The 17,412-nt window shown below is 60.3% G+C and carries 15 protein-coding genes; all 15 read right to left on the bottom strand.

Features of this window, described 5'->3' with window-relative positions; all coding sequences use genetic code 11:
* Positions 1-3 precede the first annotated feature (3 nt).
* The 15 genes from AC1DM5_RS08685 to AC1DM5_RS08615 all read right to left on the bottom strand — a co-directional run bounded on the left by AC1DM5_RS08685 (position 4) and on the right by AC1DM5_RS08615 (position 16,967).
* The gene (locus AC1DM5_RS08685) at positions 4-1,029 is read right to left on the bottom strand and encodes an ABC transporter ATP-binding protein (protein WP_477974868.1); all 1,026 of its coding nucleotides are present in this window, start codon (positions 1,027-1,029) and stop codon (positions 4-6) included.
* On the bottom strand, positions 1,022-1,801 hold the full coding sequence (locus AC1DM5_RS08680) for an ABC transporter permease (protein ID WP_477818379.1): 780 nt from the start codon (positions 1,799-1,801) through the stop codon (positions 1,022-1,024). Before AC1DM5_RS08680 ends, AC1DM5_RS08685 begins: the two co-directional genes overlap by 8 nt.
* Positions 1,798-2,625: an ABC transporter permease gene (locus tag AC1DM5_RS08675; RefSeq protein ID WP_477818380.1), complete on the bottom strand. Its 828-nt coding sequence runs from the start codon at positions 2,623-2,625 to the stop codon at positions 1,798-1,800. Before AC1DM5_RS08675 ends, AC1DM5_RS08680 begins: the two co-directional genes overlap by 4 nt.
* 65 nt (positions 2,626-2,690) lie before the next feature.
* The gene (locus AC1DM5_RS08670; protein ID WP_477974866.1) at positions 2,691-3,713 is read right to left on the bottom strand and encodes an ABC transporter substrate-binding protein; all 1,023 of its coding nucleotides are present in this window, start codon (positions 3,711-3,713) and stop codon (positions 2,691-2,693) included.
* 1 nt (position 3,714) lies between these two features.
* Complete coding sequence (locus AC1DM5_RS08665) at positions 3,715-4,758, bottom strand: LacI family DNA-binding transcriptional regulator (RefSeq protein ID WP_477818382.1); 1,044 nt, start codon at positions 4,756-4,758, stop codon at positions 3,715-3,717.
* 170 nt (positions 4,759-4,928) lie between these two features.
* Positions 4,929-6,362, bottom strand: coding sequence for an efflux transporter outer membrane subunit (locus AC1DM5_RS08660; protein ID WP_477818383.1), 1,434 nt, complete (start codon positions 6,360-6,362; stop codon positions 4,929-4,931).
* A gap of 154 nt (positions 6,363-6,516) precedes the next feature.
* Positions 6,517-9,627 (bottom strand): efflux RND transporter permease subunit, encoded by a 3,111-nt coding sequence (locus AC1DM5_RS08655; RefSeq protein WP_477818384.1) that lies wholly within the window; start codon positions 9,625-9,627, stop codon positions 6,517-6,519.
* 50 nt (positions 9,628-9,677) lie between these two features.
* The gene (locus tag AC1DM5_RS08650) at positions 9,678-10,895 is read right to left on the bottom strand and encodes an efflux RND transporter periplasmic adaptor subunit (RefSeq protein WP_477818385.1); all 1,218 of its coding nucleotides are present in this window, start codon (positions 10,893-10,895) and stop codon (positions 9,678-9,680) included.
* Positions 10,896-11,045: 150 nt separating this feature from the next.
* Positions 11,046-11,648 (bottom strand): TetR family transcriptional regulator, encoded by a 603-nt coding sequence (locus AC1DM5_RS08645; protein WP_439016441.1) that lies wholly within the window; start codon positions 11,646-11,648, stop codon positions 11,046-11,048.
* Positions 11,649-11,746: 98 nt separating this feature from the next.
* The gene (locus AC1DM5_RS08640) at positions 11,747-12,691 is read right to left on the bottom strand and encodes a phosphoribosylaminoimidazolesuccinocarboxamide synthase (RefSeq protein ID WP_477818386.1); all 945 of its coding nucleotides are present in this window, start codon (positions 12,689-12,691) and stop codon (positions 11,747-11,749) included.
* A 78-nt stretch (positions 12,692-12,769) separates the two neighbouring features.
* Positions 12,770-14,512 carry an SLC13 family permease gene (locus AC1DM5_RS08635; RefSeq protein WP_477818387.1) on the bottom strand — a complete coding sequence of 581 codons (1,743 nt, stop codon included), beginning with the start codon at positions 14,510-14,512 and terminating at the stop codon, positions 12,770-12,772.
* A 108-nt stretch (positions 14,513-14,620) separates the two neighbouring features.
* The gene (locus AC1DM5_RS08630) at positions 14,621-15,304 is read right to left on the bottom strand and encodes a phosphoribosyltransferase (protein WP_477818400.1); all 684 of its coding nucleotides are present in this window, start codon (positions 15,302-15,304) and stop codon (positions 14,621-14,623) included.
* Between the two features lie 11 nt (positions 15,305-15,315).
* Positions 15,316-16,122, bottom strand: coding sequence for a pseudouridine synthase (locus tag AC1DM5_RS08625; protein WP_477818388.1), 807 nt, complete (start codon positions 16,120-16,122; stop codon positions 15,316-15,318).
* Between the two features lie 164 nt (positions 16,123-16,286).
* Positions 16,287-16,493, bottom strand: coding sequence for a hypothetical protein (locus AC1DM5_RS08620; RefSeq protein ID WP_183829869.1), 207 nt, complete (start codon positions 16,491-16,493; stop codon positions 16,287-16,289).
* A 135-nt stretch (positions 16,494-16,628) separates the two neighbouring features.
* Entirely contained in the window at positions 16,629-16,967 is a 339-nt protein-coding gene (locus AC1DM5_RS08615; RefSeq protein ID WP_007815384.1) for a hypothetical protein, read from the bottom strand.
* Positions 16,968-17,412 lie beyond the last annotated feature (445 nt).

Below are 17,412 nucleotides of genomic sequence, written 5' to 3'. Positions count from 1 at the left end.
ATTTCACCCGAAACGCTTGAGGCTTGCGGAAACTGCGACCGGCAGGTCGAAGGAGATCGCACTGCCGAGTTCGTGTTGCGGCAGGGCGGCGTCGACTTCCGCTTTGATAGGGCCAAGCGCGCTGTCCAGCAGATATTCGCGGCTGTTGCCGGCAAAGGATGTGCCACGCACGGTGCCCTGGAAAGGGCCAGAACCAAGGATCACCGCACGCGGCCGCCAGGCCAGGCCCGCCGCACCGTCAGGCGCTTCGGCGGAAAGCGCGACATGGCCGTTCGGCGTCGCAAGCTTTCCGTCCTTCAGCGCAAAGATGTTTTCGAAACCGACGAAATCGGCGACGAAGGAAGAAACAGGCTTGTTGTAGATGTCCTCGGGCGTGCCGATCTGCTCGATACCGCCGTTCAGCATGACGATGATGCGGTCGGCAAGAGCAAGCGCTTCTGCCTGGTCGTGGGTGACGAAGATCATCGTCACGCCAGTTTCCTTCTGGACGCGCTGCAGCTCGGCACGCATTTCAAGGCGAAGGCGGGCGTCGAGGTTGGAAAGCGGCTCGTCGAGCAACAGCACTTTCGGCTCCATGACCATGGAGCGGGCGAGCGCCACGCGCTGCTGCTGGCCGCCCGAAAGTTCCCCTGGCTTACGGCCGGAAAACTTCGCAAGGCCGACGGACTTGAGGCCGGCATTGACCTTGCCATCCAGATGCTCGCCGCGAAGGCCCTTCAGGCGCAGGCCAAAGGCGACGTTTTCATAAACAGTCAGATGCGGGAAAAGCGCGTAGGACTGGAAGACGAGGCCGACCGCGCGCTTGTTTGCGGAGACGCGGGTGATCTCGGTGCCATCGAGATTGATGCGGCCGGAAGCAGGGTTCAGCAGGCCGGCAATGGCGCGCATGGTCGTCGTCTTGCCGCAGCCGGAGGGGCCGAGAAGCGCCACCAGCTCGCCTTTGGCAATCGACAGGTCGAGGTCCTTCACCGCGACCGTATCGCCATAGGCGAGCGTCAGCTTGTCGAGTCGAAGGTAGGCATCAGACATAACGGGAGAATCCCAGGAAGCGTTCGGCAAGGAAGACGATACCGATCGAAAGGAAGGCGAGCAGCGCCGAAAGCGCGGCAACGGACGGGTCGTAGGTTGTCTCCATATAGCCCAGCATGTCGATCGGAAGCGTGCGTACGCCGGGGCCGGAGAGGAAGAGCGAGACCGGCACCTGGTTGAAGCTGGTGACGAAACCGAGGATGAAGGCGGCGAGAATGCCGCCACGGATATTCGGCATGACCACGCGGAAGAAGGCGGCGAGCCGTGAGGAGCCGAGCAAGACCGCGGCTTCCTCGATGTCCGAGCGCAGGTTGCCGAGGCTTGCGGACACCACGCGCACCGCATAGGGCAGCACCAGCGCCGTATGGGCGAAGAAGAGAGCAAGCGTGATATTGAAGCCGAAGGGCACGACGAGATAGCGCAGCAGTGCCAGGCCGACGATGATGCCGGGCACGATGATCGGCAGCGAGACGATGGTTCTCACCGTCTCGGCGCCCGGTAGCCGGTAGCGCGACAGCGCATAGGCGGCGGGAATGCCGAGGATAAGGGCTGCCAGCGTGCCGAAGACCGCAAGGAACATCGACATGGCGAAGCTGTCGCGGAAGCTATCGATGGTGAAGACCTTGGCGACCCAGCGCAGCGACAGACCCTGCGGCGGGAAAGCCAACGTATCGCCGGCCGAAAGCGAAGCGGCGATGATGATCAGGAAAGGGCCGATCAGGAAGACCAGCAGCAGGAACAGCACGACCGGTGAGAAGAGGCGGATACTCATCGGCGGTTCCTCGCGGTGGCAAGGCGTTTCAACAGGATATTGGCGGCAAAGCTCATGACGATCAAGATGAAGGCGATGACGCTCGCCGAGACGAAATTATTGGCGACGGAGACCTGCTGGTACAGCAGCGTTTCCAGCATCAGTACCTTGGAGCCGCCGAGGATGGCCGGCGTGATATAGGCCGTCAGCGAGCCGGTGAAGACCAGCGTGCCGCCGACGACGAGGCCTTCCTTGGTGAGCGGCAGGATGACTTTCCAGAAGACCTGGAACCAGTTCGCACCGAGCACGCGGGCAGCTGGAATGGCATCCTTCGGCATGTTCTCGAGCGCGCTGATCAGCGACAGGATCATCAGCGGCAGGAAAAGCTGCAGCAGGCCGATGAAGACGGCGGTTTCGGTGAAGAGCAGGCGCAGCGGCTCCGGACTGAGACCGAGGCCGGTGATGGCTTCATTGACGATGCCGGTGCGGCCGAGAATGACGATCCAGGCATAGGTGCGCGCAACCGGCGAAATCATCAGCGGCAGGGTGATGAGGCCGATCATGCGCCCCTTGCCCTTCGGAGGAAGATTGACGATCGCAAAAGCGGCGGCATAGCCGATGATGGCCGACACCGCCGTCACCTCAAGCCCCAGACGGAAGGTGCGGAAGAAGACGGTGCGGTTCAGCGTTTGCGAGAAGAAATCCGTATAGGCGGCAAGCGTCCAGGCGCCGCCGATGCGAAAACCTTCTGAGAGCAGGATCGCTACAGGCAGCAGAAAGACCACGGCGGCGAAGATCGCGGCCGGCAGGGCAAGCGCCAGGGCTTCTGCGCGGTTCTGAAACATGAGACGCCTTTCGAGCGGAGGAGGGGTCGGTCCCGACCGATGCCGGGACCGATTTCAGCAGCGGCTTACTGGCCGACCTTTTCGTTCCATTCCTTCAGCCAGCCATTGCGGTTGTCGAGGGCGGCTGCGGAGGGGATCAGCTTCAGGCTCTTGGCGGTGTCTTCGCCGTAGGTGATGTTGTTGGCGACCTTGTCGGAGACCTTGACCTCCTTGTTCGCCGGGCTGTCGATCAGCTTTTCCGCGAGCTTGGTCTGGACTTCGGTCGAGAGCCAGAAATCCATGAACTGCAGGGCAAGATCCYGGTTCTTCGAACCCTTGGTCAGCACCAGCACATTCATGCCGCCGGTCTGGCCTTCCTTCGGCGTTGCCCAGGCAACGGGAACGTTGAGTTTGGTAAAGCCTGCCCAGGAGAAGCGGCCGATCGGTGCTGCCCAGATTTCTTCCTGCTGCATGAGCTGCACGAGCTGGGAGGACTTTTCATAGAAGGTGACGATCTCGTCCTTTTTTTCGCCGAGCGCTTCGATCGGTGCCTTCAGGTCCGGCGTGTCCTTGCCGAGCGCGAGGCTAAGCATATAGAGCGCCGGCGGCCCCTGGTTGGTCGTGACGTTCGGGAAGGCGACGTGACCGACATATTCGGGCTTCAAGAGGTCAGCCCAGGACTCGATCTTCATCTTGTCCGCGCGATAGGCGATCGAGGTGGCGTAAAAGGTGTAGCCGACGCTCATGCCGTCGCCGTTCGGATCCTTGGCGACATCATAGAGCTTGGAGAAGTTTTCGAGCTTGGACGTATCGACCTTGTCGATCAGGCCGGCGCGGGAAGCGGCAAGGCCGTCAGCCATGGAGACAGCGGCGAGATCGACCACCGGATTGGCTTTGTTGGCTTCCATCTTGGCGATGCGCTCGACGCTGTTGCCGGTTTCGACAACGAGCTTGCAGCCGCACTTGGCTTCGAAGGGATCGTAGACGATCGTCTTGTAGTCATCCTGGGCGAAGGCGTAGACGGAAATCGTGAGCGTGCGTTCCTGTGCCGCGGCGCCGAGGGGGGACAGTGCGGCGAGCGCCACCGATGCAATAAGAGCTTTCTTCATTCTATAAGTTCTCCATCTCTGAGGTTTTTGGTGCCGGGTTCGCGAGCCCGGATGACTGGCGGATGATGAGCTGCATGGGCACGCGTTCGGTCTCCGCCGTAACCAGCACGCCGTCTCGTGTGCCGCTTTCGTTTATTCTGTCGACCAGTGCCGAGACGGCGATTTCGGCGATGGTATCCATGTCCATTCTCACTGTCGTCAGCGAAGGGGTGACGACAGGCGACCAGATGAGATCATCGAAGCCGGTGACGCTGACATCAGCGGGCACGCTGATCCCCTCCTGCTGCAGTTCGGTCAGCGCGCGCAGCGCCTGCAGGTCGGAGAGGGCGGCAAAGGCGGTGAAGCCCTGACGCGCCCTTTCCGCAAGGCCCAGCCGGCAACCGGCGCCCGTCTCGTTCTCCAACCGCTCGATCCAGAGCGTTTCGGAGCGCATGCCGGGCTGCAGGCCGGCCCTGATGCCGCCGGCTCTGTCGTTCTGGACATTGGATTCGTGATTGTTGCCGATGATCAGGATCTGCTTGTGGCCGAGACCGGCGAGATGGGCGGCGATTTCCTTGCCGCCCTGCCAGTGGTCGGCGGCGACCGTATTGCCGGGTGTGGAGGCGGTATCGATGACCGCGACCGGGCAGCTTGCGGCGGAAATGCGGGTGGCGCGGCGCGGTACGACCACCATGCCGTCAACGCCACGCTCCACCAGCCGGTTGATCGCCTCGGTCTGCGCCGTGATATCGCCGCGGGAGTCGGCGATCAGCACGCCGTAGCCTGCAGCGGATGCAGCATATTCGATGGCCTGGGCGATCTTCGGAAAGAGAGGATTGGCAATGTCGGGCAGGACAAGGCCGAGCACGCCGCTGCGGCCGGTGCGCAGCGCCCGGCCGGCCTGGCTCGGCACATAACCGAGTTCAGCAGCATGCGTGCGAATTCTTTCAATCAGGGCGTCGGAAACCCGGCCCTTGCCGGAGAGCGCATTCGAGACCGTGGCAACAGAGACGCCGAGCGACGTCGCTATCCTGCTGAGGTTGGGTCCCGGGCGTTGTGAAGCCATTGTTTCGAAGTGCTGCGCTTAATCGTTTAATCAACTGCATAGCGTAGCGATTGCGGCTTGTCGAATCCAAATTCCTTCCATGCGCATATTATCTATCCCGGCAGATATTCACGCAAAGAAAAAGCCCCGCGGAAAACCGCGGGGCTTCGGAATAACACTATGCGAGGAGCTTAGCTGCCCTTGGTAACCTTGACCGGTCCCGGACCGGTGGTCTTGCCGCCCGGAGCGAAGCCGCCACCGGTTGCGATGTTGAGCGCAGCGTAATCCTTCGCCATCTGCTGAACAGCGGCGGCAAGGCTTGCCTGAGCGAGAGAGACCTGACGCTGGGCGTCGAGAACGTCGAGCAGCGAGGAAGCGCCGTCCTTGTAGGATGCCGTCGAAAGCTCGAGGGTTTCCTGCGTCGTCCGGACCTGGGCGCGCAACGCATCAACCGTCTGGGCATCACGGCGAACGGCCGAAAGGGCATCCTCGACCTGCTGGATTGCCGTCAAGACGGTCTGTTTCCAGGCGAGATAGGATGCGACTGCGTCGGACTTGGAAACGTCGACATTCGCGCGCAGACGCCCACCATCGAGGATCGGCAGGTTCAGCGTCGGGCCGAAGGACCATGCCGACAGGCCACCGTGTATGCCGCGCTGGTTGATGTAGCTCGGCGAGATCGAACCGGACAGCGAGATCGACGGGTAGAGCTGAGCCTCTGCGACACCGATCTGGGCAGTAGCGGCGGCGAGGTTGCGCTCGGCCTGGCGAATATCTGGACGGTTGCGGATCAGGTCGGCCGGAATGCCGGAATTGATGCCGCCGCGGAAAGTCGGCTGGCCGGAGCCACGCAACAGTTCATCAACCATCGAACCGGCCGGCTGGCCGAGGAGGGTGGCGATATGATGGGCCGAAACGCGGATGTTGGTTTCGAGGCCGGGGATTTCTGCGAGCGTCGACTGGACAAGACCCTCAGCCTGCACGACGTCGAGGCGGGATGCCGCGCCTGCATCAAGCTGGAACTTGGTGAGGTCGTAGGTTTCCTGACGGGACTTCAGGTTAGCCTTCGAAAGCGTCAGACGCTGCTGGAAGAAGCGCAGATCAATGTAGGTTGAGACAAGGTCCTGGATGTAGGACAGCTTGGCGATGTCGGCACCCGCGTAAGCGGAATCAAGCGAGGCGAGGGCGCTTTCCTTGCTGCGCCTGTAGAGCCCGAACAGATCGAGCAGCCAGGACAGGGAAAGCTGTCCAGCGCTGGTGTTGCGGGTGTTAAACTGGTCGCGCAGCTCGCCGGTCTGGCCGCTGACCGTGTGGGAAGCGCCAACATCGAGGGCGGGCAAGGCACCGGCGCCGGCGATGGTCACGTTGGCGGATGCGGAATTGATACGCTCGATCGCTTGTTGAATCGTCAGGTTCTGGCTAAGTCCGGTCTGGACAAGGCTGTCTAGCTTGCGGTCATTATAGGCAGTCCACCAGGCCGTGGTAGCGACATCGCCGATGTTCTTTTTGCCACCTTCACTGAATTTTCCAGGAAGCGCCATTTCAGGAGGTACGTGATCAGGGCCTACTACACAGCCCGACAGCAATAACAATAGCGCCGGTGTGGCATAACGAAGAGATACCATGCATTTCATCCTGTAACTCGAGCAAGTCAATTCTTGTCCGAAGCGTCATGCTTCACTATCGGCCTGACGCGCCTCGTTCCTTACGCTAAACACATGCCGAAGCAGTCCGTGCGCAATGTAGCAATCCGGAAAGCTTTCTCACAGTGCATTTATATCACACTCCCGCCTCATTTTTTTGCCGTGTGGCAAAGATGCGGCGGATCACGACGAAGAAGGACGGCACGAAGAAAATGCCGAGCGCCGTCGCCGAAAGCATGCCCCCGAGCACGCCGATGCCGATCGCATTCTGGGCAGCGGAACCCGCGCCCGTTGCGATGGCCAAAGGCACGACGCCGAGAATGAAAGCCAGAGAGGTCATGATGATCGGGCGCAGGCGCAGCCTTGCTGCTTCCAGCGTTGCCTCGAAAAGCCCCATGCCCGTCTCCATTCGATCTTTTGCGAATTCCACGATCAGGATCGCGTTCTTCGCGGCAAGGCCGATGGTCGTGAGCAGGCCCACCTTGAAATAGACGTCGTTCGCCTGCCCGAAGAGCGTTGCTGCGGCAAGCGCGCCGAGCACGCCGACCGGCACGGCCATGATGACCGAGAACGGGATCGACCAGCTCTCGTAAAGCGCAGCCAGGCAGAGGAAGACGACGAGAACCGAAATCGCGTAAAGCATCGGTGCCTGCGAGCCGGAGAGCCGCTCCTGATAGGAGATGCCCTGCCAGGCGACCGTGTAGCCGCCGCCGAGCTGTTCGGTCAGGGCTTCCATCTCGTTCATGGCTTCACCCGAGGAGACGCCAGGAGCTGCCGCTCCGTCGAGCGGGATAGCACTGACGGCGTTGAAGCGAGCGAGCGACGGCGCACCATCAACCCATTGGGTTGTCGTGAAGGCGGAGAAGGGCACCATCTCGCCCGCGTTGTTGCGGGCATACCAGTGGTTCAGATCGGTCGGCTGCATGCGGAAGGGTGCGTCGCCCTGCACGTAAACTGGCTTGATCTCACCGTTCAGCGTGAAATCGTTGACGTCGCGGCCGGTGAAGATGATCGACAGCATGGAGTTGACCGAGGCGAGGTCGACACCCATGGCGCCGATCTTCTCCTGATCGATCAGGATCTTCATCTGCGGCTCGACTTCCTTGTTATTCGAACGAAGTGCCACGACCTTGCCGGTGGCGCCAGCCATCTGGATCAGCCGCTTGGAAGCGGCCGTCAGGGCTTGATTGCCATGACCACCGGTATCCACCAGATACATGGAGAAGCCGCTCGACACGCCGAGACCCTGGATCGCGGGCGGCAGCAGCGCAAAGACCTGCGCCTCGCGGATCGTGAAGAAGTTCTTGAGAGCCCGGTTGACCACCGACTGCGCACTGAGATTGGGATCGGTGCGCAGCGAGAAGTCCTTGAGCTTGGTGAAGACGATGGCGCTGTTCTGGCCCGAACCGTTGAAGCCGAAGCCGAGCGCGCCGAAGACGGAATCCACCGCATCCTTCTCGTTTTCACGGAAGTATTTTTCGACCTTTTCAACGACGGCCTGCGTCTGCTGCGTGGTGGAGCCCGGCGGCGTGGTGACGATGGTCAAGAGCACGCCCTGGTCTTCCTGCGGCAGGAACGAACTCGGCAGGCGCGAGAAGAGATAGGCGCAACCGACGCCGACCAGCAGGAACACCAGCATGACGCGGACCGGCCGCTTCAAGAGGTAGCCGATGGTGCCGACATAGCCGTTGGTCGAGCGGGTGAAGTTGCGGTTGAACCAGTCGCCGATGCGATGCTTCTTATGCTCGTTGACCGGCTTCAGCATCGTGGCGCAGAGCGCAGGCGTCAGCACGATGGCGACGAGTGCGGACAGTAGCATGGCCGAAACGATGGTGATGGAGAACTGGCGATAGATGATGCCGGTCGAGCCGCCGAAGAAGGCCATGGGAATGAAAACGGCGGTCAGCACGAGAGCGATGCCGACGATGGCACCGGTGATTTCACCCATCGACTTCTCGGTCGCTTCAAGCGGCGAGAGCTTTTCCTCCGACATGATGCGTTCGACATTTTCCACGACGACGATGGCGTCGTCGACAAGAAGGCCGATCGCCAGCACCATGGCAAACATCGTCAGCGTATTGATCGAATAGCCTGTTGCCGCAAGGACGCCGAAGGTGCCGAGAAGCACGACGGGAACGGCGATGGTCGGGATCAATGTCGCGCGCAGATTCTGCAGGAAGATGAGCAGGACCACGAAGACGAGCACGATCGCCTCGATCAGCGTATGCACGACCTTCTCGATCGACAGTTCGACGAAGGGGGTCGTGTCGTAGGGATAGGTGATCTCGACGCCTTCCGGCAGGCCACGGCCGATTGTTTCAAGGGCGGTGCGGACACGGGCGGCGGTATCGATGGCGTTTGCGCCAATCGCAAGGTTGATGGCGAAACCTGATGATGGCAGGCCATTATAGCGCGAACTGCCACCATAGCTTTCCTGACCGATCTCGACACGGGCGACATCGCTGAGGCGGACGGTCGAACCGTCCTTTTCCACCTTCAGGATGATGTGCTCGAAATCCGCGACGGTGGTGAGCTGGCTCTGTGCGGTGATGGTCACGTTGATCTGCTGGCCCGGGACAGCCGGCTGGGCGCCGAGCGAGCCGACGGAGACCTGGGTGTTCTGTGCCTGGATGGCCGAGGTCACGTCGCCGGGGGTAAGCTGGTATTTCTGCAGCTTGAACGGATCCAGCCAGACGCGCATGGCGTAGCCGGAGCCAAACACATTGATGCTGCCCACGCCTTCCAAGCGCTGGATCTGGTCCTCGATCGAGGTCGACATGATGTTGCCGAGGTCGACGGAGGTGCGCTTGCCGTCCGTCGAGACCAGCGAGCCGACGAGAAGAATGCTCGAGGTGGAGCGCGTGACGCTGATGCCGGCATCGATGACATCGCCTGGGAGCTGCGACTGGACGAGCTGCAGCTTGTTCTGCACCTGCACCTGCGCGATGTCAGGATTGATGCTGGTCCCGAAGGTCAGAGAGATGCTGGCTGAGCCTGTCGATGAGGTCGAGGTCATGTAGGTCAGGTCATCGAGACCGGTCATGCCGTCTTCGATGATGGTGGTCACCGATTTTTCGACCGTCTCGGCGCTTGCGCCGCGATAGCTGGTGTTGATGCGGACCGTGGTCGGCGCAATGTCCGGATATTGCGAGATCGACAGCGTGAAGATGGCGAGCAGACCTGCGAGCATGATAGTGATCGCAATGACCCAGGCGAAGATCGGTCGTCGGATGAAAAACTTGGCCATCGGTTATTCCTGTACGGCTGGGACGGTGACGATACGAAAGTGCCTGCGCATCACTTTGCTGCGGGCTTCTGTTCGCCTCCGGCCACGGGCTGATCGGCAGGGACAACCACTCCGTTGTCGTTGATCTTCATTGGAGCCGGCTTTACCGGCATGCCTGATACAATCGACTGCAGGCCGCTGACGATCAGCTGATCGCCGTCCTTCACGCCTTGCGTCACCAGCCAGGAATTGTTGGAGGGTGTGGCATTTTCGAAGACACGGGTCTCGACCTTGCCCTCGGCGGAAATGAACTGTGCGGTCAGGCGGCCGTTGGCATCGCGAGTTGTTGCAAGCTGCGGCAGGGAATATCCGGCTTCAGCACCGAGCTCGACTGTGGCGCGGACATACATGCCCGGCAGGACGACGCGGTCCGGATTTGGGAAAACCACGCGAATGATGAAGGTGCCGGTCGTTTCGCTGACGACCTGCTTCGACATGTCGAGCTTGCCCTTCTGATTATATTCACGGCCGTCTTCAAGGATCAGCCGGAACGCGATGTTGTTGTCCTCGCCCTTGACCTCGCCGGCAGCGATCGCATCGCGCAATTTCAGCAGGTTGGTGCTCGATTCCGTCAGCGAAATGTAGATCGGATCGAGCTGGCGGACGGTGGTCAGTGCGGTCGACTGGTTGGCCGCAACGACGTTGCCGATGTTGTAAGCCGTCTGGTCGATGATGCCGTCGAAAGGGGCCGTGATCTTCGTGTGATCGAGGTCGATCTGCGCCGCGGTCAATGCCGCCTTTGCGGATTCGACCTCTGCATTTGCCTGGGCAAGGGCCGTGCGGGCGGTTTCGAATTCGATCTGCGTTGCGCCGCTGCCGACCAGACGCTGGTAGCGATCGAAATTGCTCTGGGCGCTCGGCACACTTGCCTGAGCTTTGGAAATCGTAGCCTGGGCCTGCTCGACTGCTGCGCGGTAGGCGGCATCGTCGATTTGATAGAGCAGGTCGCCCTTCTTGACTTCGCCGCCTTCCTTGAACGCGATTTCACGGATGATGCCGTTTACCTGCGGGCGGATATCGGCCACCTGGAAGGCTTCGGCGCGGCCGGGCAGGATCGTGGTGATCGGATAGGTACCCTTCTTCAGCGTGACCACACCGACCGGGGCAGCCTGCTGGGCAGCGCCGCCTGCGCCTGCATTGCCGGCGGGCTTGCTGCCGCTCTCGTTGCAGGCGGCGAGGCCCATAACCAGCAAGAGGGCCGAGGAGACGATGAGGGCACGCCTGGTCATGCTGAATTCCTGTGCGGTTGGCAGTAGCGGTTCAATCGCCGGCCCTATGAGGCGCCGCTCTATATAAGAGTGATGATTGATCCGGAAACAGATGCCGTTATCCGATATTAAGAAAAGCTTTACGAAGTGACGTAATTCAGCAATCGTCACTTAGCAAGGGTTATTTTGCAGTGCGGCATCCACGAAACACACGATTTTTTCCGCACGGTGAACAAGTGTGTTTTTGTCGTCCTTGGCAATGAGAATGGGATGCAGAACACAGGCCAGAACGTCTGCAACGGTGCGGGCTGCCACGTCCGTATTGTCGCAATGGTAATTGCCTTCGGCCACGCCTTCGCGAATGATCTCGCCGAGCTTCTGCTCTATCCGTTCGCGATAGCGATGACCGGCGTCAAGCTTGGCGTCGATCGTTGAGATCACCATTTCGAAAATGTAGGGGTTCTGCTGGATGTCCTGCAGATGACTGTCGAGCAGGCGCAGGACGAAGCTCAGCAGCTGCTCCTTAGGCGGCAGGCTGGTGTCGACGGCCGCGAAGCGCTCCGTGGCATTGCCTAGATGGCGCTCGGCAATCGCATCGACAAGCACCGCCTTTGATTGAAAATGCTTGAAAACATTGGCCGGCGACATGTGCAGCGACGAGGCGATATCGGCGATGGAAACTGCGACGAAGCCGCGCTGGCGAAACAGTGTCTCCGCCATCGAGAGGATATCCTCCCTGGTCTCTTCGGCCTTGCGTCTGGGCCTGCGTGCCATCTGTCCCCCGCCGGGCTCGGCCCGGCACCCCTTTTTTCCGATGCTAGCGCGATTGGTTGAAAGGCTGCAAGCAGGCTCGCAGCTTTGTCTTCAACGGTTCAGGAAAAATAGGGCGTGAGATTTGCCCGGACACGCGCCGCTGGCGTTTCGCCGCGGTCGTCGGGTACAAAGCGTTCACCGGTGATCCATTCATAGGCTTTGATATAGACGGCCGAGGTCTGCTCGATCAGCTCGACCGGAATTTCCGGAATTTCATCCTTGTAGGGGTCGCAGCGCTCGACCACCCAGGCGCGCACGAAGTCCTTGTCGAAGCTGTCCGGCCGCTTTCCGGCTTCGAAGGCAGCGGGATAGGTTTCCGCCACCCAGTATCGGCTGCTGTCGGGCGTATGGATTTCGTCGGCGAGAATGATGTTGCCATTCTCGTCCGTGCCGAATTCATATTTGGTGTCGACAAGGATCAGGCCGCGTTTTGCCGCCATTTCCTGGCCGCGGGCGAAAAGCGCCAGGGCATATTTGGAAAGCGTTTCCCACTGCTCTTTCGTCAGCAGTCCGCGGCTGATGATTTCGGCCGGCGTCAGCGGCTCGTCGTGGCCGCCGTCGAATTCCTTGCTGGTCGGCGTGATGACCGGCTCGGGAAGAATCTGGTTGTCGCGCATGCCGTCGGGCAGGCGCATGCCGTACATCTCGCGCTCACCCTTCTTGTAGAGCGTCAGGATCGAGGTGCCTGTCGTGCCGGCTAGATAACCACGCACGACGATCTCGACCGGAAGAATGTCGAGCCGCTTGCCGATGACGACGTTCGGATCGGGATAGTCGAGAACGTGATTGGGGCAAATGTCCTTCGTTGCCTCGAACCAGTAGCGGGCCGTCTCAGTCAGCACCTGTCCCTTGTAGGGAATGCAGGTCAGGATGCGGTCGAAGGCGCTTAGCCTGTCGGTGCTGATGATGATGCGCCGCCCATCCGGAAGATCGTAATTCTCGCGCACCTTGCCACGGTAGTAGTTCGGCAATTCCGGGAAATGGGCTTCGGAGAGAATACGCACGGTGGCTGGCTGTCCTTCTATCGGCTTAGACTGTCCCTGCTCTAGTTTCATTGCCGGGGAAGTCAAGCAAGGGCTCATTCAAAGCCAGAAGAGGGCGATGAGAATGAGCGTGACTATATAGCCGGTGAGCGTCAGCGGCCAGCCGGCGCGCAGGAAATCGCCGAAGCGGTAGCTGCCGATGCTCATCGACAGGGTATTGTTGTGATGGCCGAAGGGGGTCAGGAAATCCTGCGAGGCGCCTGCGGCTACCGCGATTAGATAGGCCTGCGGCGGCTGCTGGCCGGCTCTTGCAAATTCCAGTGCAATCGGCGCAAGCACGATTGCGACCGTCGCGTTGTTGACGAAGGGCGTCAGCGCCATGGCGAGAAACAGAACGAGTGCAATGCCCCACAGAGGATGGCTGATCGGGAAGGCCAGGCTCAGCCATGCTGCGATGGTCTCGGCCGTGCCCGTTGTTGCGACCGCCTGGCCGATCGGGATCATTGCGGCGAGCATGATGATGATTGGCCAGTTGAGATCCGCCATTGCATGGCGAATGTTGAGATAGCCGGGCAGTGCAAGCGCCAGCACCACGAAGGCAAGAGCAATATCGGGGCGTAGGCCGAAGGCGGAAGCGACAACGCCGCAGGCAAAGATTGCAAAAGGCTGCCATGAAGCCGACGATCCGGAGGAGGGGGCTGCGGAGGCAAGCGGCAGGCATTCACACTCTTCCAACGCCTCAGCTATCGCCGCTTTCGGGCCTTCCAGCACCAATATGTCGCCGATCGAAAGCTGCAGATCCGCAAAGCGTCCTTCTATGCGGGGAGAACGCATCGACAGTGCCGAGATCGTGACCCCGCGATTGCGGAAGACCTCGAGTGAGGCGATGCGGGAGCCGACGACCGTGCTTTCCGGCATGACGACGGCTTCGATGCTGACGAAATCCGGCTGCAGTCCGTGCGGATGGGCGTCTGGCACCAGCGCTTGCGAGGTGGCCAGATCCGCGAAGACCGAATCCGCGCCCTGCGCCAGCAGAATATCGCCCGGCTGAATGACCGATTGTTCGAGCGGGCCAAAGACGAAACCCCTGTCGCGGATCAGGGCATGCGGCTGGATGCCGAAACGCTCGGGACATTGGGCAAGTGTTACGCCGACGAGCGGCGAATGCTCGGGAATGCTGCGCTCCACGACGATGCGGCGGGCCGGCGGAGTTGGCACTTCCGCGGCCTCATCCGGCTCCGAAAACAATCGCTGCACGATCAGCGCGATCAGCAGGATGCCTGTTATGGCGACCGGAAGCCCAACATAAGCGAAGTCGAAGAAGCGGAAACCTTTGCCGGTGGTTTTTTCAAGCGCATCGCTGACGAGAAGATTGGCGGGCGTACCGATCAGTGAGGCGAGACCGCCGAGAAGAGCGGCGAAGGAGATCGGCATCACGAGCTGCCGTCGCGGAATGCTCATGAGCGTGCTCAGCCGCAACGCCAGCGGCAAGCTGATCGCAAAGGCACCGATATTGTTCATGAAGATCGAGATGAAACCGGTCAGGGCGGAGACGCCTGTTACGACCCGGAAATGCGAGAGACCCGATGCCACGAAGCGCTCGGCGAGGCTGTCAAAGAGTTTGGTGCGCGCCAGTACTTGGACAGTCAGCAGGATTTCGACCACGGTGACGACGACAGGGCTCGCGAAGCCGGCAAAGATGCTATCGGCGGGATAGAGGCCGAGCAGATAGCCCGCAAGCAATCCGCCGATCGAGACAACTTCCATGCGCAGGCGGTCGAGGGAGAACAGGAAGAGCATCGCCACCAGCAGGATCAGGAGGGCTGCTTGCTCAAGCGTCATCGGTGGTTCCTGTCTTCGATCACACGCCGAATGTAGCTCTTCGTCCAGCACTGTATAGCCTGTTCAGACGAAAAAATGATCGGTCCTCACATGTGATCTTGATGTCGCTCAGGCAGGTCTGCGCCATTTTCCTTCGGCTGTCCGCTCTAGGATGGGCGTGGCAAAAACGCCTTTCGTGCGTGCCTGCCATTGAGGACCTGCGGCGTCGAGTTTGGCGCGCCAGCGGTCCGATTGCAGCATGGCCGCGCCAATGATGACGGGTTCTGTGCCGCAGCTTGCGAGCAGATCGAGACCTGCGATGATCGACGTCCCGCTCGATATGACGTCATCGATCAGCGCGACACGGCGTCCTTCCAGGAGGGGTAGCATGCGCGGATCGACATAGAGCCGCTTCTGTTGTTCCGGCGTGGTGATCGATGAGAGGGCGACCGACAGTTCGTCGCGATACCAGAATTTGCGGGAGGTGCCGAGCGGCACATAACGGCTGTGGCCGAGCTTCTGGGCAACGGCCGCCGCAAGCGTCAGGCCGAGTGTCGGCAGGCCGGCGACGACATCGATGCCTGATGGTTCCATCTTTGCCGCAAGGTTTTCGGCGAGCACATCCAGCACCGCAAAGCTTGCCTGATTGACGATCAGCGAGGCCAGCGCATGCTCACCATCCGAAAGTACCCGGATCGGCAGCCGCAACTGCCTGCCATCTTCCAGTTCCGCTATAAAGAAGGAGGTGAAATCGTCGCCCGTTTCGAAACTGCCCGGCGGATGGATCTCCTGCCAGAAATCATGCGGCTTCATCTCGTTCATTCTCAATCCCGTATTGCCTTGCCGGTACCGACCTTCCGGCGAAGGTCTTTCAGTTCAGTTTCAGTCAGCGCCCTGACCGATCCCTTCGGCAGGTCGCCAAGCTCCAGCCCACCGATCGCGACACGCACGAGCCGCAGGCAGGCGATATCGAGCGCCTCCAGCATCCGGCGGATCTGCCGGTTGCGGCCCTCCTGCAATTCCACTTCGATCCAGGAATTGCGGTCGCCCGCGCGCAGCTTGCGGGCAGCGGTGGCGCGCAGCAGTTCGCCGTCATGCCGAAGACCTGACATCATCGCCGCCAGCATGTCGTCATCGGCGATCCGATCGATCTGCACATGGTAGGATTTCGAGACGTGGGTGATTGGATCGAGCAGCGTCTGGGCGAATTCCGTATCGTTGGTAAAGAGCAGCAGCCCCTCGCTCGCCTTGTCGAGCCGACCGACAGGAGAGAGGTGCGGGACATCAAAATCGGCCAGACAGTCATAGACGGTCGGGCGACCTTCCGGATCATGACGCGTAGTCACAAGGCCGCGTGGCTTGTTGAGCATCAGGTAAATCCTGGCCTCCGCGACGATCTCTTCGTCATCGACCTTAATAACGGCGGTCGAAAGATCGACCCATGCCGAGGGATCTGTGACAATGCGATCACCGACCGCGACCCGGCCCTCAGCGATCAACCGTTCGGCCTGCGTGCGGGAACAATAGCCAAGCTTGGAGAGCGCACGTGGAAGCGTGACCCGCTTGCCGGCCGGTTCGGCCTGGGGTCTGTTGCGTTCGTGTGTTTTCTGCGGTGATCGCCGGCCTTTCACTTCGCCATCCCTGATGCGATTGCGAAAGCCGTTCTTTGCATGAACGACGCACGGATGCCAGCAAGTGTACTCGAAATTCTGGGGAGTAGGGGATTTCGGATGCCGAAAGAAATCATCGACGCTTTAGGCAAAGCGCAGTGGGCAAGAAGAGTTTTTCTACTGCCTCAAGGGCAGGCCATGAAACCGGCGAGTTCCTGCCGGTTCATCATAATGCCGGCTGCGGCCTTGGCCGGGTCCGGATGTGTATAGGAGAGGCTCGGCATTTCGGGCAGATCGAGCGCCTGGCGCATGTTCATAATGCCGACTGCGCGACGTCCATCGCTGGCGTCGACGCTGACTTCAACGATCAGCTTCTCTCTCTTATTGTCCATAATGTCCTCCCTTCATTTTTATGTTCCTATCAGTCGCATTAAAAATTGGTTTTTCTAAGACATAAGTGTTTACGCATCCTGCAAAAAATGGATCTGCAGGATGCGTAAAAAATGCGGGATCTGGAGCTTGGCAGTTCAACGCCACCAGTGACGCGGCTCGGGCTGCGAGGCGCCTGACAACATATAACCAGCCAGGAAGCCGATCGCGCCGGCAACCAGAAGCGCCGTTGTGGTCGCTGCCGGGTGTTCGCGGGCCGTGCCGGCGACTGCCGCACCTTCGGCCCGGATCTGGGCGACAGCGCTCTTTGCGCGGGGAAGCGCGTCTTCGTATGCCTTGCCGGCGCGGTCGCGCACTTCATAATAGGCTTCGGCGCCCTGCGCTGAAATCATCTTCTGCAGGCGGGAGACCTCCTGCTGCAGAGCGGCGATATCCTTGCTGACGGAAGTTCTGAGATCATCGGTATTGGCGGCCATGTCTGTCTCCTTTCCTTCAATGGGGAGGGAAACACGAAAAACCGCGTTAAGTTCCGAACCTTTCGCCACAATCCAATATGACGGTTGTTTGACAGTGGTGATGAGACCGGGGTTTATTCCGCGTTAACCATAAAATTGGCCAAGGCACTGTTTTTTCGTGGCCTTTCCGCGTTTTTTGGAGGGGTTCCGGATGATTTTTTATCGTCTGGTAAAAGATTGTTCGGGGATTTTGTCCCAAAGGGCGGGCTGTGGATAACTTTCCATCAGAAAATCCCTTGTCGAATCAACATGTTACAAAAATGTCAAAAAAGTTGGTTGGGTGGTGTTGACTGTTTCGATGTGAGGGGATTATAAGCCCACTCACTGAACGAGGGCGGCGGCGCTGCTGGCGACGAAGTCTTTCGTTCTAAAGAAACTCAAGCGGATTGGCCTCAAGCGGATTGGC

It is taken from the genome of Rhizobium sp. 01T437 (assembly GCF_056398505.1).
The sequence above is the reverse complement of the archived record's forward strand: the minus strand, read 5'-3'. Positions and strand labels throughout refer to the sequence as shown.

Bases quoted from the DNA above. Each gene is read 5' to 3' on its own strand.
- AC1DM5_RS08685 (WP_477974868.1), bottom strand. From the start codon at position 1,029: ATGTCTGATGCCTACCTTCGACTCGACAAGCTGACGCTCGCCTATGGC.
- AC1DM5_RS08680 (WP_477818379.1), bottom strand. From the start codon at position 1,801: ATGAGTATCCGCCTCTTCTCACCGGTCGTGCTGTTCCTGCTGCTGGTC.
- AC1DM5_RS08675 (WP_477818380.1), bottom strand. From the start codon at position 2,625: ATGTTTCAGAACCGCGCAGAAGCCCTGGCGCTTGCCCTGCCGGCCGCG.
- AC1DM5_RS08665 (WP_477818382.1), bottom strand. From the start codon at position 4,758: ATGGCTTCACAACGCCCGGGACCCAACCTCAGCAGGATAGCGACGTCG.
- AC1DM5_RS08660 (WP_477818383.1), bottom strand. From the start codon at position 6,362: ATGGTATCTCTTCGTTATGCCACACCGGCGCTATTGTTATTGCTGTCG.
- AC1DM5_RS08655 (WP_477818384.1), bottom strand. From the start codon at position 9,627: ATGGCCAAGTTTTTCATCCGACGACCGATCTTCGCCTGGGTCATTGCG.
- AC1DM5_RS08650 (WP_477818385.1), bottom strand. From the start codon at position 10,895: ATGACCAGGCGTGCCCTCATCGTCTCCTCGGCCCTCTTGCTGGTTATG.
- AC1DM5_RS08645 (WP_439016441.1), bottom strand. From the start codon at position 11,648: ATGGCACGCAGGCCCAGACGCAAGGCCGAAGAGACCAGGGAGGATATC.
- AC1DM5_RS08635 (WP_477818387.1), bottom strand. From the start codon at position 14,512: ATGACGCTTGAGCAAGCAGCCCTCCTGATCCTGCTGGTGGCGATGCTC.
- AC1DM5_RS08630 (WP_477818400.1), bottom strand. From the start codon at position 15,304: ATGAAGCCGCATGATTTCTGGCAGGAGATCCATCCGCCGGGCAGTTTC.
- AC1DM5_RS08620 (WP_183829869.1), bottom strand. From the start codon at position 16,493: ATGGACAATAAGAGAGAGAAGCTGATCGTTGAAGTCAGCGTCGACGCC.
- AC1DM5_RS08615 (WP_007815384.1), bottom strand. From the start codon at position 16,967: ATGGCCGCCAATACCGATGATCTCAGAACTTCCGTCAGCAAGGATATC.